Source organism: Pseudomonas sp. SWRI99 (genome assembly GCF_014270125.1).
Lineage (GTDB): Bacteria > Pseudomonadota > Gammaproteobacteria > Pseudomonadales > Pseudomonadaceae > Aquipseudomonas > Aquipseudomonas hamedanensis.
The window spans coordinates 1-26,734 of record NZ_JABWQR010000036.1 but is presented as its reverse complement, the minus strand read 5'-3'; the positions used below and the strand labels follow the sequence as shown (position 1 = coordinate 26,734).

Here is a 26,734-nt window from a genome sequence, read left to right as displayed (position 1 = left end):
GCCTAGCGCCCCGAGACCAGTTCGACCACGGTTTCACCGGTGGCCGGGTCGTAGCGACTGATGCGGCCCTTATGCGGATCGCCGGCACGGACCCGGGCGATCAGCGTGGCATCGCTGTCGAAGTCGATCCGTTGGTGCGCATACAAGCTGCGCAACGCCGGCAACGGCAGACCGCTGACCTGGCTCAGCCACTGGCCGAGGCCCGGTTCGTTGTGTTCGCCGGCGAGGATCTGGTGCAGCAGGTCGATGTTGCCCAACTGCTGCGGGTGGCAAAGTCCTAGAAAACTCGACAGCTCGCGGCCGCGGTCGACGAACGGGGCAAACTGCATGCAGACCAGTTGCGCCTCATCCAGTCCGAAGGCCTGCTCGGCAAAGCGCGCGGCAAGTGTGCGACGGGCTTGCATGCCCTGTTCGTCGGCATACGCAGCCATGGCCAGATCGATCAGGCGCTGGGGCATTTCTTTTTTGCGCATCAGCGCCTGCGCCAGTTCGAGGTATTCGGCAATCCCCTGGTTGTAGCGGCGGCCTTGTACGTACTCGGCTTTAAGCCCGCGAAAGTGCGCCATCAGCATTGGGTTGGCGCAGTCCGATTCGGTGAAACTGAACGCCAGCTCCTCGAAGCGGAAATCGAGAAACTCGGTGATCAGCTCCCAGTGATCCTCGACTTTGTAGCTGACCAGATCGTAAATACTGACGAACGCCGGGTCGGCATGCTCATCGCCGCAGGCGACGCGACGCTCCTCGCGCTGCTGGTCGAAGCCTTCGCCGAACAGCTCGATGAAATAGCTCTGGGCCACGCCATCGAGCGCTTGCAGCAGTCCGCGAAAACCCTGGCGGCGACACTCGTCGACGTTCAGGCCCAGGCGCTGCGCCAGACGCATGATCCAGGTGAAGTAGTGTTTCTGTTCCTTGCGCGAGTCGCCGGTGACGACCGCGTCGACCCCGCCCTGCCACCACGCCGCGCGTCCATAAAAATCGGCCACGGCCAGGTTGCAGCTATTACAGAACGTCGGCCGACCGTCGCCAGCGGTACGGTGGCCGTTCATCAACACGTCAAAACGGTTCATCGCCTGCACATCATCAGGGAACGGCAGGTGGCGTTCGAACGGGCGGATTTGCTGATGATCGACCACCAGCATTTCCACTCGCGAATCGTCGAACAGGTGCAAGGCGCGGTAGACCCGATCAATGTTGGCCATCACCGCATCCGGTACGCCGGCGTGGCGCATGTTGGCGATGCGCAGCTGAAAGGTGCGACCGTGCAACACCGACAGATGCAACTGCGTGGCGCGCAGCATGGCCACGGTGTAGGAGCTGTCCTTGCCACCGCCGTAGGCGACCATCAGTTTGTAGTCGGTCAGCCGGTCGAGGCCACCTGCCGCGGCGATCAGGCGCTCGCCGATCGTGGCGACGGCGCGGCGTTCGTCGGCCTTCAGATAACGATTGAGTTCGCCCAGCAACGGTTCGTCGTGACTGGCTTGCAATTGAATGGCGTTCATAGCGCTTCAGCCTGGAATTGGTACGTCTGGGTGGTGTGGCGGATATCGCGCTCAGTCGCGACTTCGCTGCCGCCGACAAAAATGAAGCGGCCACTGTGCAGGGCGTCGTAACTGCCGCCGGCCTCGAGGATTTCTCCCGGTTGGGGCAACAGCTCGCGCCACAGGTTGGGCAATGCTTCGCGCAGTGATTGCGCCTTCACCACGCGGCAAGGCAGCTGTGCGGGTTTGGGAATGACCAGCCAGCCGCCACTCGGATCGTCGTCGATGGCGGGCACGGGCACCTTTTCGCCTGCGAGGCGGCGCAGCCAGTGTTCGTAAAGATTGACCCCGAATACCTTGTTGATCAGGTGCGGCACTTCACTGCCGCCAACCCGCGCGCCGATTTCGAGGAACACCAGTGACTCGTCCGGCTCGACGAAAATCTCCAGGTGGAACGCGGTACAGCGCAGGTTCAAGGCGCGCAGGATCTGTTGGCTGAACGCTTCGATGCGTTTGCGCAGGGGCGACGCCTGAACGATGACCGAGCCCAAAGGCTGGGCCTTGGCGAAATCCAGACAACTGTTGATGTAGCGCGACACCACTTGAAACGGCACGCTGCCGTCGACATCGGCGAAGCCGTCGATGTGGTAGGTCTGGCCGTGCATGAAGGCTTCGATCTCATAACGGCTGAGGTCGAGGGTGGCGAGCAGACGGCGCAGGTCGGCTTCGTTCTCGACTTTTTCCACGCCCATGCTCGCGGCACCATCGACCGGTTTGATGATCAGCGGAAACCCGATGTCGTCGGCAAAGTGCAGGGCCTGCTCGACCGATTGGCAGCGGGCAAACGCCGGCACCGGCAGACCCTGAGCCTGAAGGATTTCCTTCATGCGCGCCTTGTCGCGGTAGACCGCCACTTCATCCGGCCCGTCTCCCGGGATATTCAGGGCCTGGCGTACCCGCGCGGCAATTTCCAGGGTGAACTCGGACAGCGCGATCAACTGGTCGACCGGCCCGACACGCGCGATGACCTCTTGGACCGCTCCCAGCAATTGCTCGTATTGATTGACGTCCTCGACCTGCACCTGATGGGCAATCTGCTGCGCCGGGGCGAGCACGCCCTGGGCGCCGGGCGCATCGACCACGTAACTGATGCGGTGCTGTTGATGATCGAAGAACGCCTCGTAGCGAGTCAGTTCATTGTCCCAGCGGCGCTCATCATGAAAACGCGGCCAGCGGTTGACGATAACGATGTGCATCGTAGTGATCCTTGAATGGGCGAAGTCGGCGGCGGTCGGGGATCAGCCCCAGGACGGCGCACAGAGGGCAGGTGCAGGTCCAGCGTCGGGTTGCGTGGGCAGGGCGCTCAGGTACGCGCTGAATTGCTCGATCGCATCGGCGCCGACGAACACCTGGTTGTAGCCGGCGTCGATCAACGCCCGGCGCACCGCCAGGGTTTGCGCCTCGGAAGTGGTCAGCTTGCCGCCGATCACACAGCGCAGTTGGGGATACCGCTGGCGCACCTGACGAATCAGTTCCAGGCCCTGCGAATACCCATGGCCATTGACGCTGCTGACCACCAGCAGGTCGCTGCGACGCTGTTCAAGCGCGCCGAGTACGGCGTCGATCGGCGTGCAGCTGCCCAGGTTTTTCACCTTCAGGCCGTGTTCGCCGAGCCACAATTGCAAGTACACCAGGTTCCACATGTGCGAGTCGGACTCGACGGTAGCGAGCAGGCAGTGCGGCAGGACTTTCATTGGGACGCCTCCATGGCGAGCGACGGAGCACCCAGCGCCAACTGGAAGCGCCGAGTGGTCAGGATGAACAGCAGAGTGCCGGGCACGGTCAGCACCAGCGCCAACACCAGGATCAGCACCTGCGGGCCGTAGACGTGGCCGACGCTGGCGGTGAGCAGACCGCCCAGCGGATAGGACAGCAGATTGACCAGGTAAAACGGCCCCATGACTTTGCCCAGATGGGCTTTGTCGATGGCTTTGATCCGCTGCGTGCGATTGAACACGTTGAACCACGCACACCCGGCCATCGCCAGCAGAAAGCTCAGGGCATACAGCACCACGCCGTTGGCCACGCCCATGCAGATCAGGCCCAGGCACAGCAAGGCGAAGCCCAGCGCGCCCAGTCGATAGATCGACAGCCGGGCCAGCAGGCGCGGCACCAGAATGAAATTCAGCAGGCCGAGGGCGCCGGCGCCGGCGTTCATCAGACCGAACACGCCGTCGGCAGCGCTGAAGACTCCGCTGATGACAAACGCGTTGGCGCTCAGTACCGCGGCAAACGCCAGGTTGATGGTGAAGTTCAGGCCGGCCAGCGTCAGCACCGGCCGGTTGCCGAGCAACAGTCGCCAGCCCAGAGCCAGATCCTTGAGCACGCTGCCCGCACCGCTGGCAGGGGTTCGCGCCGTCGGCAGGTTTCTCCAGCACAACGCGGCGGCGAACAGCGCCAGCGCGGCGAGGCCCAACAACCAGCGCTTGTCGGTGTACATCGCCAAGCCGGCCGCGAGTGCCGGGCCGAGCGCCATCGCCAGCAGCTCCATGTTCTGCACCAGCGACTGACAATGGGCGAGGCGCTCGGGGCCGGCGATCAGCGGTACGCTTTTCTCCACCGCCATGCGCACCGGAGCCATCAGCACCGACAGCACGATGCCGTTACCGATCAGGGCCCAGATCGTCCATTGCGGCGCAAACCAGCAAATCCACAAGGTGACGCCCAGGCTCAGTCCGCGGGCCGTGTTGGCTGCGCGGAACAACAAGCGGCCGCCAAAGCGGTCGGCGAGTAACCCGGCAAACGGGTAGGCGATCAGCGCCGGCAGCCATTCGAGGGCGAAGGCGATACCGGAGTAGCGCACGTTGCCGGTCAGTTGAAAAATCATCAACGGAACGGCAAACAGCACGGTCTGCTCTGCCAGCAAGGCGCATAACAGTCCGGCACCGAACAGGCGAATCGCCCTGCGCCGGGCATCGGCGCTGACCTCAGGCATGATCGCGATCCCACACCGTTTCCAGCTCGCGCAGGTAAGGCAGCACGTACTTGCAGAACCGGCGCATTTCATCGCGGGTCGGCCAGCCGGAGAAAATGAACTCGCTGACGCCAACCTTTTTGTACTCGAACAGGTACTCGGCGACTTCCTGATAACTGCCGACCACGCACAGTGCCGGGCCGCCGCGATAAGCCACCGCGCCCGACCAGAGCATCGGCGACAGCCAGTCGTGCTGAGCTTTTTCCGCCAGCTGGAACGAAGTCTTCACCGCCTGGGAATCGCAGCGCCCGACAAATTCGCGGACCCATTCGCGGTGCTGCTCGTCGGGGTTTTCCATCATGCTTTCGACGGCGGCCAGCGCTTCTTCACGGGTTTCGCGGGCCAGTACGTGCATGCGGATGCCCACCGAGCAACCGGCCTGCAACACGGTGCGGCTGGCCTCGGCAATCCCCTCGGGAGTATCGCCGTAACGTAGCCAGCAATCGCTGTGCGCGATGGCGATCTGCTGGGCAATGTCCGAAGCGCCGCTGAGGTAAATGCGCGGCCGCTCGGCATCTTTGAAGGGCAGGCCCAACTGGGCTTTTTCGATGCGGTAATGGGCGCCGTGGTAAGTCAGCGGCGATTCGCCTTTCCAGAACCGATGCAGGATGTCGAGGAATTCGCCGGTACGTTCATAGCGACCGTCGTGGGCAACGAAGTCGCCGTAATAAGCTTGTTCATCCGGCGAGATACCGGCCACCAGGTTCAGCGCAATGCGCTTGTCGGACATCCACGAAACGGTGTTGACGATCTGGGTGAACAGCGTCGGCGGCAGCAGGCCGGGACGGTAGGCAAGGATGAATTTGACCCGCTCGGTTTCACGCACCAGCGCGCCGATCATTGGCAGCGGATCGGGCATGTGGTAGCTGATTCCCATCAGCAGCGAGTCGATGCCCAACTCATCGGCTTCCTGGGCAAAGTCGACAATGCCGGCGAAATCGAGGGCACCGGTGTTGTATTTTTCCGAAGCCTTTTGCTGACCGCTATCGAGCGGTGAGCACCAGTGAATGCGCAGTGCAGGCATAGTGTTTCTCCATGGCGCAGCCGGCCATCGCCGAAGCGGGGCAGGCGTTGCGATTCAGATGCGGATCAGAACAGGAAGCGGGTACCGACGGTGCGGTCGAACAGCGCGACGTCGCGGATGCGCCGCTTGCCGCAAATGAACTTGAGCAGGCGCTCGATGCCCAGACCGCCGCCGGCGCTCGGGTGCAGCAAGCCACGGCGAGCCACTTCCAGGTAGTTGGCAAACGGCTGCAAGTCCATCGACAGCTCGTTCATGCGATAGACGATCTGCTCGTATTCGAACTCGCGCTCGGCACCCGACAAGGCTTCGCCATAGCCATCGGGATAGATCAGGTCATAGTTGTTGTACGTACCGCGCTTGCCCGGGGTTTCGCGGTCGTAGAACTCCCGGCGGTAGTTAGTGACGAAGAACGGCGTGTGCGCTTGCGCCGACATGATTTTTTCGAAGTCGTCGCCATGCTCGGCGCGCAGTTCGTCGGAACTGTAGATCGGGAAAGCCGTGGCAAAGTGCGGCAGTTGCCGACCCAGTTGCTTCAGCTCGCCAGCGCAATGCTGGTTGACCTCGCTGAAGACATGCTTGATCAGACCTTCGATCAGCGCCATGACCTGGTGCATGTCGCCATCGCGGATCTCGAAATCGAACTGGGAAAATTCCAGTAAGTGGTTTTCCGAGTCCTTGATTTCGGCCTTCTCCAGGCGAATGTTCGGCGCGACGATGAAGATCTTGTCGTGGCCCTTGGCAGTCAGCGCCAACTGCTTGTGAAAGATCATGCTCGCCGTCAGTTTCAGGCGCCGTTGTTCGTACTGGATCTCTGCCGGATACACCGCATGGTTCAACGGATCGGTGATCGGCGACATCAGGATCGGCATCAGCTGTTTGAAGTCGCGTTCCAGCAGATAGTGTTGCAAGGCTTGTAGGACGCGGCCTCGGATGATGGCAATGGACTCTGTGTCTGGATGCGCAAAATCGGCGAAGTTACTGGTGATTTCTTCCATGATTGGCCAAATATCCGGGGATTAGGGAGGGCCTGATTATTGTTTAAACAAGCGAAAACTCAATGTACAGATTTCCTCTAAAAAGCAGCACAGAGCTTGGGTTTTGTTGTCCGGCGTTGCGTTTGCATAGACGATACCGCGCTGTTGAAACTGATCAGGTGGCGCAGGAGCAAGCCGATTCGCAAGGGCGCTTCGTGCGCCGGTGTCGCTCCTTTACTGGCCTATTCAGAGCTCATCCATGACTGCTCTTAATGTCTCGCCCCCTCACCGATTTTCCCGGTCCGACTACAAGACCCTGGGCCTTGCCGCCCTTGGCGGTGCCCTGGAAATCTATGACTTCATCATCTTTGTCTTTTTCGCCCTGACCCTCAGCCAACTGTTCTTTCCGCCAGACATGCCGGAATGGCTGCGCCTGCTGCAAAGCTTCGGCATTTTTGTCACCGGCTACCTGGCGCGCCCGCTGGGCGGAATCCTGATGGCGCATTTTGCCGACCAGTCGGGCCGCAAACGCGTGTTCAGCCTGAGCATCCTGATGATGGCGGTGCCTTGCCTGGTGATCGGCATCATGCCGACCTACGCCCAGATCGGCTATTTCGCACCGCTGTTGCTGCTGCTGTTGCGGGTCCTGCAAGGCGCCGCCGTGGGCGGCGAAGTACCCAGCGCCTGGGTGTTCGTGGCCGAGCATGCCCCAGCCGGGCATCGTGGTTATGCGCTGGGGTTCCTTCAGGCCGGATTGACCTTCGGTTATCTGCTCGGCGCGCTGACGGCGACCCTGCTGGCGCAAGTGTTTACCCCGGCGGAGATTCTCGATTACGCCTGGCGCCTGCCGTTTTTACTGGGCGGGGTGTTCGGCGTTATCGGCGTCTGGCTGCGCCGCTGGTTGAACGAGACACCGGTTTTCGTGGCATTGCAGGCACGCCGTGCGGCGGACGCCGAACTGCCGTTGCGCACCGTGCTGCGCGAACATCGCAAGACTTTGCTGCCAGCGTTCATCCTGACCTGCGTGCTGACATCGGCCGTGGTGGTACTGGTGGTGATCACGCCAACCGTCATGCAGAAAAGTTTCGGCATGACGCCCGGCCACACCTTTGCCCTGAGCAGTCTGGGCATCGTTTTTCTCAACATCGGCTGCGTGATCGCCGGGCTGATCGTCGATCGCATCGGCGCCTGGCGTACGGTCAAGCTGTACAGCGTATTGCTGCCGGTCGGCATCGCACTGCTTTATGGCTGCCTGATCAGTGGCGGCGCCTGGCTCGGGCTGGCTTACGCGCTGGCCGGGTTGAGCTGCGGCGTGGTCGGCGCGGTTCCGTCAGTGATGGTCAGCCTGTTTCCCGCGCATATCCGCGTCTCGGGCATTTCGTTTACCTACAACATCGCCTACGCGCTGTGGGCGAGTACCACCCCGCTGTTGCTCATCGCCCTGATGCCGTGGAGCCCGTGGGTATGTGTGGCCTATGCCGCGATCATGGGCGCCGTGGGGGTTGGCTGCGCCCTGTTTTTCGGTCGGCACGAGCCGGCCTGGACGCGGCCGGCGCTGGTCCCGGAACGTTAAGGCAAGCGAAGCAGTTACGCACCACGGCTCTGGCACGGATGGCTATCGATGATGGAATTACACGATTTATCGGCGACGCAATTGCTCGACCTGTACGCCCGCCGCCAGTTGTCGCCGCTGGAGTATTTCGATCACCTGCTGGCCCACATCGAACGCTGGGAGCCGAGCATCGCAGCGCTGTGTGCGTTCGATCCGCAGCGCATACGCGAGCAGGCACGAGCGTCGAGCGAACGCTGGAGCCGGGGCGCGCCGCGCGGCGGCCTCGACGGCGTACCGGTGACTCTCAAGGAGTTGATTGCCACTCAGGGCGACTGCGTTACTCAAGGAACCGCTGCCATATCTGCGGTGCCGGCGAGCGAAGATGCGCCGCCGGCTGCGCGTCTGCGTGAGAGCGGGGCGATCATTCTGGGCAAAACCACCGTGCCGGACTTCGGCATGCTGTCCTCGGGCTTGTCGAGTCTGCATGGCATCACGCGCAATCCCTGGAGCCCTGCCTGTAACCCCGGAGGTTCGAGCGCCGGTGCAGCTGCAGCGGCCGCCGCCGGTTACGGGCCGCTGCATGTTGGAACCGACATCGGCGGATCGGTGCGGCTGCCGGCGGGCTGGTGTGGCCTGGTCGGTTTCAAGCCAACCTTGGGCCGGATTCCGATTGATCCGTATTACACCGGTCGCTGCGCCGGGCCGATGACCCGCACCGTCGATGATTGCGCGTTGATGATGGGCTACCTGACGCGCCCGGACCGCCGCGACGCAACCAGCCTCGCCGCGCAAACGCTGGACTGGCAGTTGCAAGTGCCGGCGCTGCGGGGTGTGAAAGTCGGCTTGATGCTGGACCCTGGTTGCGGCTTCCAGCCCGACAGCGAAGTGTGCGACGCGGTGCGTCAGGCGGCGCGGCTGTTCGAGGCACACGGTGCGCAAGTGGTGCTGATCGGGCCGGTGATGGATCGTCGTTTGCTGGATGGCCTCGATGATTTCTGGCGCGCCCGACAGTTGACGCAATTGCAGGCCCTGAGCCCGGAGCAGCGCAGCAAGGTCTTGCCGTACATCGAGGCGTGGGCGGCCCCCGCCGCAACGATGAGTGCGGTGCAGGCGGTCGACGGCTTCAACCAGACTTTCGAAATGCGGCGCCGCTGTGCAAGGGTCTTTGACGATCTCGATCTGGTCTTGTCTCCGACCAATCAGGTCAGCAGTTTCCCGGCCGAGTGGCCCTCGCCGGGCGACGATCCGCGCCAACCGTTCGAACACATCGTGTTCACCGTGCCGTGGAACATGGGCGAGCAACCGGCGCTGTCGATCAACTGCGGCTTCACCACCCAGGGCATGCCGATCGGTTTGCAGATGATTGCTCCGCGCTTCGCCGATCAGTGGCTGTTGCGCTGCGCCAAGGCATACGAGAGCTGGCGCGGACCGATCGAGCGCTGGCCGTCCGTACCGTTGCGCTGATGCCCTGCGCTTGTGTGTATCGCCCAAGCGTACCGCGTCGCAGCGGTGCGTCTTTTCTTTTGCAGGCACGTTTTGATGAAAGCACATGTATTTCGCGCGGTGGTCGCAACCCTGGCCGTCGTGCCATCCGGCTGGGCCGCCGAAGCGGTATCACCGCAGGATCAGGCCACAGGCCTGCTCGACGGTAGCCAGCTGAACCTGAACTTGCGCCACTACTATTCCAATCAGCACACCCAGCGCAGCACGCACCTGGTGATCAAGAAAAACGGCGTGGCACAGCCAACCCGCGAGCGCATCACCTGGGTGCAGACCGGCATGCTCAATTACAGCTCCGGCTACACCCAAGGTGATTTGGGATTGGGTGTGGATGCCTCATTGTTCAGCGCGGTCACCCTCGAACGCGGCCACGGCGCGGTTGCCAATGGCGGCGACCGCGTACTGGTCGACAGCGCGGGCGACGCCGTGCCGACCTGGAGCCGGCTGGGGGTAGGGGCGATGAAGTTGCGGATGTCGAGCACCGAGCTCAAGGCCGGGCGCATGCTCACGGAAAATCCGATCCTGCGCTACAAAGACAACCGCGCCCTGCCTTCCACCTTCCAGGGCGTTGCCCTGAACAGCAACGAACGCGACTGGCTGGCGCTGCAGGCAGGAAGTTTCGAGCGCGCCATTCCGCGCACCGGCAGCGGTAGCGAACGCCTGACCACCACCTTCGGCAATCGCGCCTACAGCGGCTCGCGCATCAGCTACGCCGGTGGCACTGCCAAGAGTCCGGGCGGCCTGACCTTCAGCGCCTATGGCTCGCGCTTCGAAGACATGTGGCAGCAGTATTATCTGGGCGTGATTCATCAGGCCGGCAGCCGCGCGGATCTGGCCGTGAAAACCAGTTTCAACTATTACCGCACCCGCGATCAGGGCGAGCAGCATCTGGGCTTTATCGATAACGACGCCTATAGCCTGGCGGTGACCGCCGCCCACGGTGCCCATGCGCTGACCGCCGCCTGGCAGCAGGTGTCCGGCGACGAATACTTCGACTACGTATGGGAATCGACCGGCAACTACATGGCCAACTCGCTGTACTCGGACTACAACGGCCCCAACGAAAAATCCTGGCAGATGCGCTATGACCTTGATCTGGCCACCTACGGCATTGCTGGCCTGACCGCCAGCCTCTGGCATGCCAAGGGCTGGAACATCGACGGGACTCACTACGACGGCGATCGCGTAGGTCGTAACACGGGCTACAACGTGCGCGGCCTCGACGGTGCCAAACACAACGAGAACGGTTTGATGGTCGCCTATGTCGTGCAGTCCGGGACTCTGAAAAACACCGTGCTGCGCAGCATCGTCTACAACCACCGGGCCAGTGGCGGGCAGATTGACGGCAGCTACGACGAGTTTCGGCTGGTGGCGAACGTACCGTTCAATCTGTTCTGAGCATTTGTCGGTTTTTCGTACCCAGCCATTTGGCATTGCCTCGCAAAAACGCGCACTATCGGCCTATTGCCGATGCGCTGGAGGACACCGTGGCACCGAAAATCGACCGCATCGCCCAGTTACTCAACTGCCCGCAAAAGGGCGAGGACATGCGGCGAGCGATTACCGAGACGCGTAAGGAATTTCTGCTGAATCAGCAAAAGGAAGCGCTGGAAGAAGAGGACATCCTCGAAGAAGAGGTCGAGGATGAAGACGATGATGATTACGACGAGTTTGACTGGACGACGGAATAAAGCCGACGTGTTTGCATCAGCCACAAAAAAGCCCCGGACCATCACAGTCCGGGGCTTTCTCGTTTGATTCGTGGTGCACCAGGCGGGATTCGAACCCACGACCCCTGCCTTCGGAGGGCAGTACTCTATCCAGCTGAGCTACTGGTGCAGCGGGCGACATCATACCTAGGTCGGCTCGGGGCGTCCATGCTGGGTTTCGGCGGGTTTTGTCAGTGCGCGTGTCGGCGCAAATCGTCGCATTCCATAAAGCGGTAACGTTCTGCAAAACCCTCGCTTGGCGCTTTGCCGGGACTGTTCTATGGTTTTTCCTGCAGCAAGGGCGTTGGGTGCGTTGATCTGAAAAACGGCAATTTTGTTCTTTTTTTCGAACGACCTATTGTCCTTTACCCCCTTTGAACCTACGATCCGTTTGAGATTTCAAACGCTCTCTGGTCGGGTGTTGCAGCGCCGGTGTCACCCATCGTGCACGGTTGAGGCGCCACACCCGGTCGCTGATTTCCCTGACGGCAGCCTTGCGAGGCGCCTTTCTACAATCATAATTTGCTCCGCGCCGGTCGCGGTGCTGTTAAGGAAAGCCGACATGCAGCTTAAAGACACCCTGTTGTTCCGCCAGCAAGCCTTCATCGATGGCGCTTGGGTCGATGCGGACAACGGTCAGACGATCAAGGTCAACAACCCGGCCACTGGCGAAATCCTCGGCACCGTGCCGAAGATGGGCGCGGCTGAAACCCGCCGTGCGATTGAAGCGGCCGACAAGGCGCTGCCGGCCTGGCGTGCACTGACCGCCAAGGAGCGTGCCGGCAAGCTGCGTCGCTGGTTTGAGCTGATGATCGAAAACCAGGACGACCTCGCGCGCCTGATGACCCTTGAACAGGGCAAGCCGCTGGCTGAGGCCAAGGGTGAAATCGTTTACGCCGCGTCGTTCATCGAATGGTTCGCCGAAGAAGCCAAGCGCATCTACGGTGACGTGATCCCGGGCCATCAGCCGGACAAGCGCCTGATCGTGATCAAGCAACCGATCGGCGTGACCGCTGCCATCACCCCGTGGAACTTCCCGGCGGCGATGATTACCCGCAAGGCCGGCCCGGCGCTGGCCGCCGGTTGCACCATGGTGCTCAAGCCGGCTTCGCAAACCCCTTTCTCGGCTTTCGCCCTTGCAGAACTGGCGCAGCGCGCCGGCATTCCGGCAGGCGTGTTCAGCGTGGTCTCCGGCAGCGCCGGCGACATCGGCAGCGAGCTGACCAGCAACCCGATCGTGCGCAAGTTGTCCTTCACCGGCTCGACCGAAATCGGTCGCCAGTTGATGGCCGAGTGCGCCAAAGACATCAAGAAAGTCTCGCTGGAGCTGGGCGGCAACGCGCCGTTCATCGTGTTCGACGACGCCGATCTGGATAAGGCCGTCGAAGGCGCGATCATTTCCAAATACCGCAACAACGGCCAGACCTGCGTTTGCGCCAACCGTCTGTACATTCAGGATTCGGTCTACGACGCGTTCGCCGAGAAGCTGAAAGTGGCTGTGGCCAAGCTGAAGATCGGCAACGGTCTGGAAGACGGCACGACCACCGGCCCGCTGATCGATGAAAAAGCCGTGGCCAAGGTTCAGGAACACATCGCCGACGCAGTGAGCAAAGGCGCGACCGTGCTGGCTGGCGGCAAGCCGATGGAAGGCAACTTCTTCGAGCCGACCATCCTGACCAACGTGCCGAAAAACGCAGCCGTGGCCAAGGAAGAAACCTTTGGTCCGCTGGCGCCGCTGTTCCGTTTCAAAGACGAAGCTGAAGTGATCGCGATGTCCAACGACACCGAATTCGGTCTGGCATCGTACTTCTATGCGCGTGACCTGGGCCGCGTGTTCCGTGTTGCCGAAGCGTTGGAATACGGCATGGTCGGCGTCAACACCGGGCTGATCTCCAACGAAGTCGCGCCGTTCGGCGGCATCAAGGCCTCGGGCCTGGGCCGCGAGGGCTCCAAATACGGCATCGAAGATTACCTGGAAATCAAATACCTCTGCCTGGGCATCTAAGCCCTGCAAGAGATCGCTGTAAACGCAAAGGGCACGAGAGCGCTGTCCCTTTGCGTCGTTTCAAACCGAAATTTCTCTGCGGCCGGGAACGCCGTGGCAGTCGATCATCGCATGCTGCCACCGCCGATTCCTCCCGCTTCATCCTTGAACCACGCCGCCCGATGAGCGGCGAATGAGGACTGTAATGAGCAAGACTAACGCTGAACTGATGGCCCGTCGCACCGCAGCTGTTCCACGTGGTGTCGGCCAGATTCACCCGATCTTCGCCGAGTCGGCAAAGAACGCCACCGTGACCGACGTTGAAGGTCGTGAATTCATCGACTTCGCCGGCGGCATCGCCGTACTGAACACCGGCCACGTACACCCGAAAATCATCGCCGCCGTGACCGAGCAGCTGAACAAGCTGACCCACACCTGCTTCCAGGTGCTGGCCTACGAGCCGTACGTGGAGCTGTGCGAAAAAATCAACGCCAAGGTGCCAGGTGATTTCGCCAAGAAAACCTTGCTGGTGACCACCGGTTCCGAAGCCGTGGAAAACGCCGTGAAGATCGCTCGCGCCGCCACTGGCCGTGCCGGCGTGATCGCCTTCACCGGCGCCTATCACGGCCGCACCATGATGACCCTGGGCCTGACCGGTAAAGTCGTGCCGTACTCGGCGGGCATGGGCCTGATGCCCGGCGGCATCTTCCGCGCGCTGTACCCGAACGAGTTGCACGGCGTGAGCATCGATGACTCGATCGCTTCCATCGAGCGCATCTTCAAGAACGACGCCGAGCCGAAAGACATCGCCGCGATCATCATCGAGCCGGTGCAGGGCGAAGGTGGTTTCTACGTCGCGCCGAAAGAGTTCATGAAGCGTCTGCGCGCGCTGTGCGACCAGCACGGCATCCTGCTGATCGCTGACGAAGTGCAGACCGGCGCTGGCCGTACCGGCACGTTCTTCGCCATGGAACAGATGGGCGTTGCCGCTGACCTGACCACCTTCGCCAAATCCATCGCAGGTGGCTTCCCGCTGGCCGGTGTCTGCGGCAAGGCCGAATACATGGACGCCATTGCACCGGGCGGTCTGGGCGGCACCTACGCCGGCAGCCCGATCGCTTGCGCGGCTGCGCTGGCGGTCATGGAAGTGTTCGAGGAAGAACAACTGCTGGACCGCTGCAAGGCTGTCGGCGAGCGTCTGGTCACCGGCCTGAAGGCGATCCAGGCCAAGTACCCGGTGATCGGTGAAGTGCGTGCGCTGGGCGCGATGATCGCGGTCGAGCTGTTCGAAAACGGCGACAGCCACAAGCCGAACGCGGCGGCCGTTGCGTCGGTCGTGGCCAAGGCGCGCGACAAGGGTCTGATCCTGCTGTCGTGCGGCACTTACGGCAACGTGCTGCGCGTACTCGTACCGCTGACCTCGCCGGACGAGCAACTGGACAAAGGCCTGGCGATCATCGAAGAGTGCTTCGCTGAACTCTGATCCGATGGTGTGACCTGCTCTACAAAAACCCGCTTCGGCGGGTTTTTTTACGGCCCTTGAACCACATCGGACGCGTTTGCGCTGTATCGAATGGCCAGCATTGGCTAAGGTTCAGGCATTGCAAGGAGAGCGCGCATGAATGCCGTCGATTTACCCGCCGCACCCAGGGTGCTGATTGCCGAGGCGGACCCGTGGTCTCGCGACCTGCTCAAGCAGGTGCTGCTGAACGTGCGTTGCGACGCCCGCCTGGATCTGTGCGCCGACGGCCAGCAAGCCATGTCACTGCTCAGTGAGGTGCCGTATGACTTGGCTATCGTCGACTGGGAGCTGCCCGGTGTCGATGGTCTGAACGTGCTGCGCAGCGTGCGCCAGCGCAAGCGCAATCCGCCGCTGCCGTTCATCCTGATGAGCAGTCGCAACGACAGCGCCAGTGTCCGCGAAGCCATCCCGCTGGCGCCGACGGCGTACCTGACCAAACCGCTGAACATGGAAGGCCTGACCGAGCGCTTGCAGGGTTTGTTGCTCAATGCCGGCGAAGCCGTGGTTTGCGAAGTGCCGGTCCTGGCGCCGGGTATGACTCTGGCGGTGTTTCTTGAACGGCGTCGCGAGCAGGCGGATGGCGCGCCGCTGATGACCGACGTGCAGGTGGCGGTCAAGCGCAGCCTCAATCCCGAGGGGCTGGATCTGAAGCTGCTGGAACAAGAAGTTCGTACCGATCCGCAGATTACCGCCGTGTTGATCGCGGCCGCCAACAGTGCAGCACAGCACCATGGCGCGCCGGTGCAGACACTGGCTCAAGCCCTGCATCGACTCGGCACCGGCCAGAGCATGAATCTGATCCTGGGGTTGGCGCTCAAGCGCAGTGCCCGCCTCAGCGATCCGTGTCTGGCCGATTACGCCGAGCGTTACTGGGGCCTGTCGCTGCACACCGCAGAATACGCGCGCACCTTGGCGCGCTTGCTCGATCTGGATCAGGAGCGCTGCTATTGCGCCGGGATGCTGCATCGGCTCGGCGATCTGGCGTTGCTGCGTTGTTTGCAAGAGTGGCAGCAGGCGGGCGGTGCGCTTGATGATCAGGAAGAGGTCGGCGAAGCATTGGCGCAGTTCGGTGCGGCGTATGGATCGGCGCTGCGGACACGCTGGCGCCTGCCACTGGAACTGCGCGAGTTGATTGCCTCGGTTTATGCGCTGGGCGGCGGGGTTTACTCCCGCGAGGCACTGGTGATGAACATGGCCGCGCAGATGGCGCGGCTGACTGAACATGAAGGTGTCGAAGAACTGGCGAAGAGCCGCACGGCGCGGTTGCTGAAGATCGGGTTGCCGGAATTGATACGGATGCGAAAGTAACCGGTCTACACAAACCCCCTGTAGGAGTGAGCCTGCTCGCGAAGCGGAGTGTCAGACGAAACTTTAATAACTGACACTCCGCTATCGCGAGCAGGCTCACTCCTACACGGGATGTGTTGAATTTCAGGCAGAGACAATCCGGTTCTTGCCCTGGCGCTTGGCTTCGTACATCGCCGCGTCCGCCCGGGCGAACAGGCTGTCGAGGCTTGCGTCGGCCTCGGTGAGGCTGGTCAGACCCTGGCTGACCGTGATGCCATACGTCTGTCCTTCATGGCTGAAGCGCAAACGCTGGATTTCCTGTTGCAAGCGTTCGGCCACCTGAACCGCCATGTCTGGCGCGCAGCCGGGAAATACCGCGGCAAATTCTTCGCCGCCAATGCGCCCGAACAAGTCGCCACGCCGTAAAGATCCGCGCCCGCAATCGGCGATCCGTTGCAGCACATGGTCGCCCTCCGGGTGTCCGTAGCTGTCGTTGATCACTTTGAAATCGTCGATGTCCAGCAGCAGGAATGCCAGCGGGGTGCCTTGCAGGCGGGCCTGTTCGAACTCGCGGTGGGCACATTCGAAGAAGTGGCGGCGGTTGCTGCTTTGCGTGAGCACGTCGGTCGTCGCCAGACGCTGCAGCTCGGTCTCCATGTGCTTCTTGTCGGTGATGTCTTCGGCGATGCCGACGATGATCACCGGTTGTCCCGGCTCGTCCTGACGGTTGATGAAGCACTTGTCGCTGAGCCAACGCACCTGGCCATCGGCCGCGATGATGCGGTACTCGCGATCTTCCACCGCACCTTTGTGCAGGACTTCGGCGAGGCTCTGTTCGGCATATTCCAAGTCATCGGGATAAATACTGTCACGCCACTGGTTGTAATCAGCCAGCAGCAGTGCGGCGGAACGGCCGAAGACCCGTTCGTAGGCGGGACTGACGTACAGCACTTGTCGGGTTTCCCAATTGAAGGCCCATAACACGGCGTTGACGCTGACCAGCAGCGAACTGATCAGTTGTTCGCGTTCGCTCAGTCGGGCGACTTCGCCCTGGGCGTGCATGAGCGCCACAAGGGTTTGCGCGGCTTCGGGCCACTGCGCAAGGGGGGTGTCTTTCTGGTTATTGTTGACCATCGGCACAGATCTCAAAGGGCGTGCCGCAATATCGACAACGGCCACGGAACAGCCCGCCGGGATGGCGAAGTGCTTTTGAGATAGGGGAATTTTGCCGAAGTTCCGCGCTTTTGGTTGCGAGGTGGTGTGCTTCCGCCGGGTGGTACGGGCGACGCGTTTTTTGGAAAAACGCGTCACCCGATTTCGCGACTGCTGCGCAGCCGAACGGGGATAAATCCCCTCGCCACAGGGGCAGCGTTTACGCTGGACGCAGCGAGTAGGTTTTCAGCTGATCGGCAAATTCACGCAGGGACTGGATGCCACTGGCCTCCGCCTCGTGAATCCACTCCTTGATGGCTGCGAGCATGTCGTGACCATTGGAGCTGGTCTTGACCCAGATCTGCTGCAATGCCAGGCGTTTTTCGTAAATGACCTTCAGCGCCTGACTGTGCTCGAGCATGCTCTGTATGCGCAGGTGATGACGATCTTCCAGCAGGCTGGTTTCCCGCGACAGCAGGCGCTTGGCCCGGTGGAACTGGTGGCGCACCGAATGATCGACCTTGGCCAGCTCCTGCGTGACCAGCGGACCGATGACCAGCTTGCGGTACTGGGCCATGATCTGGAAACGGTTGTTGAGGATCGCCATCGCGGTGTCCATGTCCAGGCTGCCCTTGCCTTCGACGCGGTGGGCAATCGGGGCGACGCGCTGCACCTTGGCCAGACCCAGGAAGCTGAAGACTTTGATCCACGCCCAACCGAGGTCGAATTCCCATTTCTTCACCGACAGCTTGGCCGAGTTGGGGTAGGTGTGATGGTTGTTGTGCAGTTCTTCGCCGCCGATCAGGATGCCCCACGGCACCAGATTGGTCGCCGCGTCGCGGCATTCGAAGTTGCGGTAGCCGACGGCATGGCCCAGGCCGTTGATCACGCCGGCGGCCCACACCGGGATCCACATCATCTGAATCGCCCAGATGGTGATGCCGATGGTGCCGAACAGCAGCAAGTCGATCACGCCCATGATCGCCACGCCGAGCAGCGGGTAGCGGCTGTAAACGTTGCGTTCGACCCAGTCTTCAGGGCAGTTCTTGCCGTAGATGCGCAGGGTTTCCGGGTTCTGCGCTTCGGCGCGGTACAGCTCGGCACCGGTGCGCAGTACTGTGGAAAGGCCTTTGACGACCGGGCTGTGCGGGTCATCTTCGGTTTCGCATTTGGCGTGGTGTTTACGGTGGATAGCGGTCCACTCGCGGGTGTTCTGCGCCGTGGTCAGCCACAGCCAGAAGCGGAAGAAATGTTTCAGGCCAGCGTTCAGCTCAAGCGAACGGTGCGCCGAATAGCGGTGCAGATAGACCGTGACGGCGACAATCGTCACATGGGTCATCAGCAGGGTGACTGCGACCAGAGACCAGGCCGACAAGCCAAGAAAACCTTCGTACCACATAGGCTATAGGGCCCTCGATAAAGATAAAAACAGCCGTTGCATTATCACTAAGCACACAGATAAAACCAGTCGCCCTTCAAGAGAAGCGTCGCTGGATGTTTCTTGACCTATAATTCCAACCTTTTTGTAGGGACATGGACAGTCGAATGCCTGCCACTTATCGCGATGCCTTGCGTGCAGCGCTGCTCTATCTGGTACTTGCCGTGGTCTGGCTGCAAGGCACTGATCATTTATTAAACAATTTCTTCCATGACCCCGTCGATGTTGTCCGATGGCAACTGATCAACGGTTATGTGCTGGCCGCGATCAGTGCCGGGCTGATTTTCGTGGCGCGGGCACGCCTGTGTGCGTTTATCGGCATCGGTGCGCGCTTGCGTGAGCGCCACGCTGACCGCGAGCGCCTGCGGCAGGCCGCCGCCGTGTTCGATTGCACCCGCGAGGGGGTGCTGGTCACCGATCGTCAGGGATTGATCGTTCACGTCAATCGCGCCTTTATGGCGATCACCGGTTATCAGCGCGACGAAGTGATTGGCCAGCAGCCCAGCCTGTTCAAGTCCGGCCACCACCCGCCGGGTTTCTATCAGGCGATGTTCGCCACGCTGAGCGCGTCCGGCGAGTGGAGCGGCGAAATCTGGAACCGTCGTAAAAGCGGCGAGATCTATCCGCAATGGCAAACCATCCGCGTCATTCACGATGACCAGGGCCGGCTCAGCCATTACGTGGCGGTGTTTTCCGATATCACCGCCATCAAGAATTCCGAGCAGGAACTCAAGCACCTCGCCCACCACGATCCGCTGACGGACCTGCCCAACCGCCTGCTGTTCAGCGACCGCGCCGAACAGGCGCTGGCGTCGGCCCAGACACACAGGCACGGTTGTGCGCTGCTGATGCTCGATCTGGATCATTTCAAGCTGATCAACGACAGCCTGGGGCATAACGTCGGCGATCGCCTGCTCAAGGCTGTGGCGGCGCGCTTGCAGGGTCTGTTCGGGGCGGGCATCACCCTGGCGCGGCTTGGCGGCGATGAATTCGCGCTGCTGCTGGAGCGTTGTCCACAGCCGGGACAGGCGGCGGCGTTGGCCCAGCGCATGCTCGATGCGCTCAAAGAGCCGTTCTGCATCGACGGCAATCAACTGTTCATCAATGCCAGTATCGGCATCAGCCTGTTTCCCAGTGACGCGCTGAACGCCGAGCAGTTGCTGCGCAATGCCGATGCGGCGCTGTCCAAGGCGAAAACCAGCGGGCGCAACGGTTATGCGCTGTACACCGAGGAACTCACCGCCCACGCCCAGCAGCGGGTCGAAATCGCCTTCGAATTGCGCCGCGCACTGGAGCAGCAGGAACTGCGGGTGTACTACCAACCGGTGCATGACTTGCAAACCAGCCGACTGATCGGCGTCGAGGCACTGGTGCGCTGGCAGCATCCGCAGCGAGGGCTGGTGTCGCCAGCGGAGTTCATCCCGATTGCCGAGCGCACCGGATTGATTGCCGACATCGACGCCTGGGTGATGCAGCAGGCCTGCCGGCAGATGTGCCAATGGCAGCAGAGTGGCGTAGTGCTGTCGTTCGTCGCCGTGAACGTGTCGTCGCGTTTGTTTGCCCGGCGTGAGCTGTACCAGCAAGTGGCGCAGGTGCTGCACGACACCGGGCTGGATCCGGCCTGCCTGGAACTGGAAGTCACTGAAAGCGCGGTGATGGATGATCCGGAAGTGGCGCTTGAGCAGATGCATCGTTTGCGAGAGCTGGGCGTGCGCCTGGCCATCGATGATTTCGGCACGGGTTATTCGTCGCTGCTGCGGCTCAAGCGTCTGCCGGTACAGAAGCTGAAGATCGATCAGGGTTTCGTCGCCGGGCTGCCGTGGGACGAAGACGATGCGGCGATTGTCCGGGTGATTATCGCACTGGCCCGGAGCATGGGGATGCAGGTGCATGCCGAGGGGATCGAGCAGGTTGAGCAGGCGGCGTTTCTGCTGGATCAGGGGTGTGAGTTGGGGCAGGGGTATTGGTTTGCACGGCCCACTCCCGCCCATGAAATTGATTGGGCGCCCGCGCCAATGATCGGCTGAACCCCCCCCCTGTGGCGAGGGAGCTTGCTCCCGCTGGGCTGCGTAGCAGCCCCCTTAAAAACGGCGAGCGCTTCGCACTCGAGCGGGAGCAAGCTCCCTCGCCACAGGGGGCGGCGGTGTTTTTAGGAACCTGCGACAGCGCGCAAACCCTTGCCCGGCCACATATTGTTTTTCCGGTTATATAAACATTCTTAAATAGTCTTTTTAAGAATATCTGTGGCTCTCTTATATTGCTCCCACGCCGAACGCAGTGCCGCCACTGCCAGGCAAATCCCCTTCAAAGGAGCAGCACCATGAGCGCATCCCTTCGCAGCGTTGACGGTCAGGACGAAAACACCATCTTGCGTGAAATCCAGAGCGCCCTGCGCGATCTGCGGTTCGGCGCGGTGGAGATCACTGTGCACAACGCCCAGGTCGTGCAGATAGAACGCAAAGAGAAATTCCGTTTGCAGCAACCGGGCAAACAACCGGGCTGAGCTGACGATCAAAAGATCGTCCGATCGCGGCCCGAGCCTCGGCAGTTCCTGCGGGGAGCTTGATGCGGGAGCTGCCGCAGGCTGCGATCTTTGAACCGACACACCCGATCTTCGCAATACATAAGAAAAAGCCACCACCGAGAATTCCAGGAGCTTTCACCATGTCGTCGATTCGCCGTTACGCTTTGGCCGCGCTGGCCAGTGCCGTGTTTGCCGGTTCCGCCGTTGCCAAGGATTACGAGCTGCTCAACGTGTCGTATGACCCGACGCGCGAGCTGTATCAGGATTACAACGCCGAATTCATCAAGTTCTGGCAGAAAGACCACGCTGGCGACACGGTGAAAATCCAGCAGTCGCACGGTGGCTCGGGTAAACAGGCGCGAGCAGTCATCGATGGTCTGCGTGCCGACGTGGTGACCCTGGCGCTGGCCGGCGACATCGACGAAGTGGCGAAACTCGGCAAGTCACTGCCTGCCGACTGGCAGACACGTTTGCCGCAAGCGAGCACGCCGTACACCTCGACCATCGTGTTCCTGGTGCGCAAGGGCAACCCGAAAGGCATCAAGGACTGGGGCGATCTGATCAAGAATGACGTCTCGGTCATCACCCCTAACCCGAAAACCTCCGGCGGTGCCCGCTGGAACTTCCTTGCCGCGTGGGCCTACGGCCTGAAAGCCAACGGCGGTGACGAAGCCAAGGCCAAGCAATACGTGCAAACCCTGTTCAGGCACGTGCCGATCCTCGACACCGGCGCCCGTGGTTCAACCATCACCTTCGTCAACAACGGTCAGGGTGACGTGTTGCTGGCCTGGGAAAACGAAGCGTTCCTGGCGCTGAAAGAAGACGGCGGCGCGGACAAATTCGATATCGTCGTGCCTTCGCTGTCGATCCTCGCCGAACCGCCGGTGGCCGTGGTCGACAAGAACGCCGAGAAGAAGGGCAACGCGCAGATCGCCGAAGCCTACCTCAAGCACTTGTACAGCCCGGCCGGCCAGGAAATTGCCGCAAAGAACTTCTATCGTCCACGGGACAAGGACGTCGCGGCCAAATACGCCCAGCAGTTCCCGAAACTGGAGCTGGTGACCATCGACAAGGACTTCGGCGGCTGGAAAAGCGCGCAGCCTAAATTCTTCAATGACGGTGGCGTGTTCGACCAGATTTATCAGGCGCAGTAAGCTGACTTCAGCCTCACATCAAGCCTGAAGCCAGGCGCGGAAAATGTGGGAGCGAGCTTGCTCGCGAAAGCGGAGTGTCAGACGACGTACAGTTGATTGATACTCCCTCTTCGCGAGCAAGCCCGCTCCCACATTGGTGCGTTCAGCGGAATGCTTTTTAACCAAGGACTTATATGTCGCGTCGTATCTCCCCCGTCATACCCGGCTTCGGGCTGACGCTGGGTTACACCTTGGTGTACCTCAGCCTGATTGTGCTTATCCCGCTGGCGGCGATGTTCGTCCACGCCGCCCAGCTGACCTGGGATCAGTTCTGGACGATCATCTCCGCACCGCGGGTGTTGGCGGCGTTGAAGCTGAGCTTCGGCACCGCGCTGTGCGCAGCGATCATCAACGGCATCATTGGCACGCTGCTGGCCTGGGTGCTGGTGCGCTACACCTTCCCCGGGCGCAAGGTGATCGACGCGATGATCGATCTGCCGTTCGCCCTGCCGACCGCCGTGGCCGGCATCGCCCTGACCGCGCTATACGCGCCGGCCGGACTGGTCGGGCAATTTGCCGCTGACCTCGGCTTCAAGATCGCCTACACGCCGTTGGGCATCACCCTGGCGCTGACCTTCGTTACGCTGCCCTTCGTGGTGCGCACGGTGCAGCCGGTGCTGGCCGACATTCCTCGCGAAGTCGAAGAAGCTGCCGCCTGCCTCGGTGCGAAGCCGTGGCAAGTATTCCGCCACATCCTCGTACCCGCGCTGCTGCCCGCCTGGCTGACCGGTTTTGCCCTGGCATTTGCCCGCGGCGTCGGTGAGTACGGTTCGGTGATTTTCATCGCCGGCAACATGCCGATGAAAACCGAAATCCTGCCGCTGCTGATCATGGTCAAGCTCGACCAGTACGATTACACCGGCGCCACGGCCATCGGCGTGTTGATGCTAGTGGTTTCCTTTGTCCTGTTGCTGCTGATCAACTTGCTGCAGCGGCGCATCGAAACCCCATAAGGAGGCGCGAACATGTCCCAATCGTCTATTGCGGCCGCTTCCTCGGCCAATGCTGCGCGGCGCGGCAGCGCCACTTCGCGCAGAATCCTGATCGGTCTTGGCTGGCTGATCTTTTTCCTGTTTTTGCTGCTGCCATTGTTCATCGTCGTATCGCAAGGTTTGAAGAATGGTCTCGGTGCATTCTTCACCGCAATCTTTGAACCGGATGCACTGTCGGCATTGAAACTCACCGTGTTCGCCGTGCTGATTTCGGTGCCGCTGAACCTGGTGTTCGGCGTCAGCGCAGCGTGGTGCGTGAGCAAGTACTCGTTCCGCGGCAAGAGCATGCTGGTGACGCTGATCGATCTGCCGTTCTCGGTATCGCCGGTGATCGCCGGTCTGGTCTACGTGCTGATGTTCGGCGCCCAGGGCCTGTTCGGGCCGTGGCTGCAGGATCATGACATCCAGATTGTCTTCGCCCTGCCGGGCATCGTGTTGGCGACGATTTTCGTCACCGTGCCGTTCGTGGCCCGTGAACTGATCCCGCTGATGCAGGAACAAGGCACTCAGGAAGAAGAAGCCGCACGGCTGCTGGGCGCCAATGGCTGGCAGATGTTCTGGCACGTCACCGTGCCCAACATCAAGTGGGGCCTGATCTATGGCGTGGTGCTGTGTACCGCGCGGGCCATGGGTGAATTCGGTGCGGTGTCGGTGGTGTCCGGGCACATTCGCGGGGTGACGAACACCTTGCCGCTGCACGTCGAGATCCTCTACAACGAATACAACCATGTGGCCGCGTTCGCCGTGGCGAGCCTGTTGCTGATCCTGGCGCTCTTCATCCTGCTGCTCAAGCAGTGGAGCGAAAACCGTATCAACCGCCTGCGCGCCAGCGCCGCGGAGGAATAACTCATGTCGATCGAAGTGCGTAACGTCAGCAAGAATTTCAATGCGTTCAAGGCGCTGGACAACATCAGCCTGGACATCCAGAGCGGTGAACTGGTGGCGCTGCTCGGCCCGTCGGGCTGCGGCAAAACCACCTTGCTGCGGATTATCGCCGGTCTGGAAACTCCGGATCAGGGCAACATCGTGTTCCATGGCGAGGACGTCTCCGGCCACGACGTGCGTGATCGCAACGTTGGTTTCGTGTTCCAGCATTACGCCTTGTTCCGCCACATGACGGTGTTCGACAACGTCGCGTTCGGCCTGCGCATGAAACCGAAAAACCAGCGCCCGAGCGAAAGCCAGATCGCCACCAAGGTTCACGAACTGCTGAACATGGTGCAACTGGACTGGTTGTCGGATCGCTACCCGGAGCAGTTGTCCGGTGGCCAGCGTCAGCGCATCGCCCTGGCCCGTGCCCTGGCGGTGGAGCCGAAAGTGCTGCTGCTCGACGAGCCGTTCGGTGCCCTCGACGCCAAGGTGCGTAAAGAACTGCGCCGCTGGCTGGCGCGGCTGCACGAGGATATCAACCTGACGTCGGTGTTCGTGACCCACGATCAGGAAGAAGCGATGGAAGTCGCCGACCGCATCGTGGTGATGAACAAGGGCGTGATCGAGCAGATCGGCTCACCGGGCGACGTCTACGAAAACCCGGCCAGCGATTTTGTTTATCATTTCCTCGGTGATTCCAACCGTTTGCTGCTCAGCGACGACAACCACGTGCTGTTCCGCCCGCACGAGGTGTCGCTGTCCAGACATGAACTCGAAGATCACCATGCCGCGGAGGTGCGCGATATTCGCCCATTGGGCGCGACGACGCGGGTGACGCTGAAGGTGGAAGGGCAGACGGATCTGATTGAGGCCGAAGTGGTCAAGGATCATGACAGCCTGATCGGCCTGGCCAAGGGTGAGATCCTGTTCTTCAAACCCAAGGTCTGGCAGAAAGTCGCCAACCTTTAGAAGCAAAGCTTTGATCGTTCCCACGCTCTGCGTGGGAATGCATCCCGTGACGCTCCGCGTGACAGTGGACGCGGAGCGTCCATGGCGGCGTTCCCATGCAGAGCGTGGGAACGAGCGGATGTAGGAGCTGCCGCAGGCTGCGATCTTTCAAGCGGCCTAAGCCGCCGCTTTTCGATTCGGATTGACCCGCACCGCTCCTGCCCGCGCTTCGATCGCCTGCTTCAACTCCTGCCGCATCCCGAGCAAAAACGCCAGTTCCGCCACGACAAACAGCGGCCCGACAATCAACCCGCTGATGTCATCGACAAACGCCGGTTTGCGCCCTTCGTAGTGGTGCCCGACAAACTGGATCACCCAGCCCACCACAAACATCGCCAACCCGCTGCTCAGCCAGACCATCGTGCTCTGCTGCGCCAGGGCATGCCCGGCCCAGACCGACAGGCCCATCAGCACCGTCATCAACACGCCGAGCTTCAGCTCCAGGCGCAGGTAAAACCACGCCGAGGCCAGCGCCACCACAACGGCGGGGGACAGCCACAACGCGCCCAGCGACCACTGCGGTCGCGACAACAAGACAGCCACCGCCACCACAATCAGCGGAATACCGATAAAGTGGCTGGCAATGTTGCGCGGGTCGCGGTGGTAGGCGGCGTATTGACTGAGGTAATCGGCGAGGCTTTTCATTGTTGGTCCTCCAGTAGGGTTGACCGCATCATCCCTCGGGATCCGCGTTCGCTCTGTCGGGCAGGCGACACTCCAGGAGTGGTTATGGAAATTCGTGCACGGCTGCTGAGCGGCCAGTGGTTCAGTCATCTGCCGGTGTCCTTTCAGGATAGCCTGCTGGCGCTGGCCCGCGAGCGGCGGCTGACGGCGGGGCAGCGTCTGTTCCAGCGTGGCGATGCGCCGTGCGGTCTGTACGCGGTGCTCGACGGCGCCGTGCGCATCGGCGCGGTCAGCGAGCAGGGTAAAGAGGCGTTGCTGAGCCTGGTGGAGGCGCCGCACTGGTTTGGTGAAATCTGCCTGTTCGACGGCCAGCCACGCACCCATGACGCCTATGCCGTCGGCTCGTGCACCTTGCTGAATATTCCGCAGGCAGCGTTGCTCAAGCTGCTCGATGAACAGCCGCTGTATTGGCGGCATCTGGCGCTGCTGATGAGCCATAAGTTGCGCCTGGCCTTTATCAACCTTGAACAGCTGAGCCTGTTGCCAGCCCCGGCGCGTCTGGCCCATCGCTTGCTGATGATTGCCGAAGGCTACGGCGAACTCGAGGCGCCACGTCGGGTGCTGCAACTGCCGCAGGAGCAATTGGCGGCGATGCTTGCGCTGTCGCGGCAGACCACTAATCAGATCCTCAAGGATTTGCAGGGGCAGGGGATTATTGGCCTGGCGTACGGCGAAATCGAAATCCTCGACGCGGCGCGGTTGCGTGCCCTGGCCACACTTTAAGGTTTCACACCGACCCTTGTAGGAGTGAGCCTGCTCGCGATCGCGGTGTATCAGTCAAAGATGAATCAACTGACAGAATGCTATCG

General features: G+C 61.5%; 23 protein-coding genes and 1 tRNA gene. 14 read left to right on the top strand and 10 right to left on the bottom strand.

Translation table 11 applies throughout. The features are described from left to right. Positions 1-2: 2 nt before the first annotated feature. The 6 genes from HU743_RS23945 to HU743_RS23920 all read right to left on the bottom strand — a co-directional run bounded on the left by HU743_RS23945 (position 3) and on the right by HU743_RS23920 (position 6,531). Entirely contained in the window at positions 3-1,499 is a 1,497-nt protein-coding gene (locus HU743_RS23945) for a hypothetical protein (protein ID WP_186651599.1), read from the bottom strand. Continuing rightward, positions 1,496-2,734: an ATP-grasp domain-containing protein gene (locus HU743_RS23940; RefSeq protein ID WP_186651597.1), complete on the bottom strand. Its 1,239-nt coding sequence runs from the start codon at positions 2,732-2,734 to the stop codon at positions 1,496-1,498. The genes HU743_RS23945 and HU743_RS23940 overlap by 4 nt, the downstream gene beginning before the upstream one ends. 42 nt (positions 2,735-2,776) lie before the next feature. Then, positions 2,777-3,232: a cobalamin B12-binding domain-containing protein gene (locus tag HU743_RS23935; RefSeq protein WP_186651595.1), complete on the bottom strand. Its 456-nt coding sequence runs from the start codon at positions 3,230-3,232 to the stop codon at positions 2,777-2,779. Continuing rightward, positions 3,229-4,473 (bottom strand): MFS transporter, encoded by a 1,245-nt coding sequence (locus HU743_RS23930; RefSeq protein WP_186651593.1) that lies wholly within the window; start codon positions 4,471-4,473, stop codon positions 3,229-3,231. Before HU743_RS23930 ends, HU743_RS23935 begins: the two co-directional genes overlap by 4 nt. Beyond that, a complete protein-coding gene (locus tag HU743_RS23925) occupies positions 4,466-5,536 on the bottom strand; it encodes an LLM class flavin-dependent oxidoreductase (protein ID WP_186619372.1) in 1,071 nt (356 codons plus the stop codon). Before HU743_RS23925 ends, HU743_RS23930 begins: the two co-directional genes overlap by 8 nt. 65 nt (positions 5,537-5,601) lie before the next feature. Then, the gene (locus HU743_RS23920; protein WP_186548626.1) at positions 5,602-6,531 is read right to left on the bottom strand and encodes an asparagine synthetase A; all 930 of its coding nucleotides are present in this window, start codon (positions 6,529-6,531) and stop codon (positions 5,602-5,604) included. A gap of 238 nt (positions 6,532-6,769) precedes the next feature. Between HU743_RS23920 and HU743_RS23915 the strand changes: the two genes are divergently transcribed. From HU743_RS23915 to HU743_RS23900, 4 genes are all read left to right on the top strand, one after another. Further along, positions 6,770-8,083, top strand: a complete 1,314-nt coding sequence (locus tag HU743_RS23915; protein WP_186619374.1) for an MFS transporter — start codon at positions 6,770-6,772, stop codon at positions 8,081-8,083. A 48-nt stretch (positions 8,084-8,131) separates the two neighbouring features. Beyond that, a complete protein-coding gene (locus tag HU743_RS23910) occupies positions 8,132-9,526 on the top strand; it encodes an amidase (RefSeq protein WP_186651592.1) in 1,395 nt (464 codons plus the stop codon). Positions 9,527-9,601: 75 nt separating this feature from the next. Next, complete coding sequence (locus tag HU743_RS23905) at positions 9,602-10,960, top strand: OprD family outer membrane porin (protein ID WP_186651589.1); 1,359 nt, start codon at positions 9,602-9,604, stop codon at positions 10,958-10,960. A gap of 29 nt (positions 10,961-10,989) precedes the next feature. After that, positions 10,990-11,253 carry a hypothetical protein gene (locus HU743_RS23900; protein WP_186619377.1) on the top strand — a complete coding sequence of 88 codons (264 nt, stop codon included), beginning with the start codon at positions 10,990-10,992 and terminating at the stop codon, positions 11,251-11,253. Positions 11,254-11,324: 71 nt separating this feature from the next. Here HU743_RS23900 and HU743_RS23895 read toward each other — a convergent pair. Beyond that, positions 11,325-11,401, bottom strand: a tRNA-Arg gene (locus HU743_RS23895). A gap of 432 nt (positions 11,402-11,833) precedes the next feature. Between HU743_RS23895 and gabD the strand changes: the two genes are divergently transcribed. The 3 genes from gabD (at position 11,834) to HU743_RS23880 (ending at position 16,085) form a co-directional block, all read left to right on the top strand. After that, positions 11,834-13,276 (top strand): NADP-dependent succinate-semialdehyde dehydrogenase, encoded by a 1,443-nt coding sequence (gabD, locus tag HU743_RS23890; protein WP_186548616.1) that lies wholly within the window; start codon positions 11,834-11,836, stop codon positions 13,274-13,276. Positions 13,277-13,460: 184 nt separating this feature from the next. Continuing rightward, positions 13,461-14,738, top strand: coding sequence for a 4-aminobutyrate--2-oxoglutarate transaminase (gene gabT, locus HU743_RS23885; RefSeq protein WP_186548613.1), 1,278 nt, complete (start codon positions 13,461-13,463; stop codon positions 14,736-14,738). Between the two features lie 135 nt (positions 14,739-14,873). After that, positions 14,874-16,085, top strand: coding sequence for a response regulator (locus HU743_RS23880; RefSeq protein WP_186548611.1), 1,212 nt, complete (start codon positions 14,874-14,876; stop codon positions 16,083-16,085). 123 nt (positions 16,086-16,208) lie between these two features. On the opposite strand, the gene HU743_RS23875 is transcribed toward HU743_RS23880, so the two are convergent. Both HU743_RS23875 and desA read right to left on the bottom strand, forming a co-directional pair. Continuing rightward, positions 16,209-17,198 (bottom strand): sensor domain-containing diguanylate cyclase, encoded by a 990-nt coding sequence (locus HU743_RS23875; protein WP_186651588.1) that lies wholly within the window; start codon positions 17,196-17,198, stop codon positions 16,209-16,211. Between the two features lie 238 nt (positions 17,199-17,436). Next, on the bottom strand, positions 17,437-18,615 hold the full coding sequence (gene desA, locus HU743_RS23870; RefSeq protein ID WP_186548607.1) for a delta-9 fatty acid desaturase DesA: 1,179 nt from the start codon (positions 18,613-18,615) through the stop codon (positions 17,437-17,439). Between the two features lie 146 nt (positions 18,616-18,761). On the opposite strand from desA, the gene dibA reads away from it, so the two are divergent. The 6 genes from dibA (at position 18,762) to HU743_RS23840 (ending at position 25,202) form a co-directional block, all read left to right on the top strand. Next, positions 18,762-20,681 carry a phosphodiesterase DibA gene (gene dibA / locus HU743_RS23865; RefSeq protein WP_186651586.1) on the top strand — a complete coding sequence of 640 codons (1,920 nt, stop codon included), beginning with the start codon at positions 18,762-18,764 and terminating at the stop codon, positions 20,679-20,681. A gap of 293 nt (positions 20,682-20,974) precedes the next feature. Continuing rightward, the gene (gene oscA, locus HU743_RS23860) at positions 20,975-21,157 is read left to right on the top strand and encodes a sulfur starvation response protein OscA (protein ID WP_186548605.1); all 183 of its coding nucleotides are present in this window, start codon (positions 20,975-20,977) and stop codon (positions 21,155-21,157) included. Positions 21,158-21,318: 161 nt separating this feature from the next. Further along, positions 21,319-22,332 (top strand): sulfate ABC transporter substrate-binding protein, encoded by a 1,014-nt coding sequence (locus HU743_RS23855; protein WP_186651584.1) that lies wholly within the window; start codon positions 21,319-21,321, stop codon positions 22,330-22,332. Positions 22,333-22,505: 173 nt separating this feature from the next. Beyond that, positions 22,506-23,324 carry a sulfate ABC transporter permease subunit CysT gene (gene cysT / locus HU743_RS23850; protein WP_007917680.1) on the top strand — a complete coding sequence of 273 codons (819 nt, stop codon included), beginning with the start codon at positions 22,506-22,508 and terminating at the stop codon, positions 23,322-23,324. A 12-nt stretch (positions 23,325-23,336) separates the two neighbouring features. Further along, entirely contained in the window at positions 23,337-24,209 is an 873-nt protein-coding gene (gene cysW / locus HU743_RS23845) for a sulfate ABC transporter permease subunit CysW (protein WP_007917679.1), read from the top strand. Positions 24,210-24,212: 3 nt separating this feature from the next. Continuing rightward, the gene (locus HU743_RS23840) at positions 24,213-25,202 is read left to right on the top strand and encodes a sulfate ABC transporter ATP-binding protein (protein WP_186651582.1); all 990 of its coding nucleotides are present in this window, start codon (positions 24,213-24,215) and stop codon (positions 25,200-25,202) included. A 156-nt stretch (positions 25,203-25,358) separates the two neighbouring features. Here HU743_RS23840 and HU743_RS23835 read toward each other — a convergent pair whose 3' ends face one another. After that, entirely contained in the window at positions 25,359-25,886 is a 528-nt protein-coding gene (locus HU743_RS23835) for an Mpo1-like protein (RefSeq protein WP_186651580.1), read from the bottom strand. An 84-nt stretch (positions 25,887-25,970) separates the two neighbouring features. Between HU743_RS23835 and HU743_RS23830 the strand changes: the two genes are divergently transcribed. Then, positions 25,971-26,648 carry a Crp/Fnr family transcriptional regulator gene (locus tag HU743_RS23830; protein ID WP_186651578.1) on the top strand — a complete coding sequence of 226 codons (678 nt, stop codon included), beginning with the start codon at positions 25,971-25,973 and terminating at the stop codon, positions 26,646-26,648. Positions 26,649-26,734 lie beyond the last annotated feature (86 nt).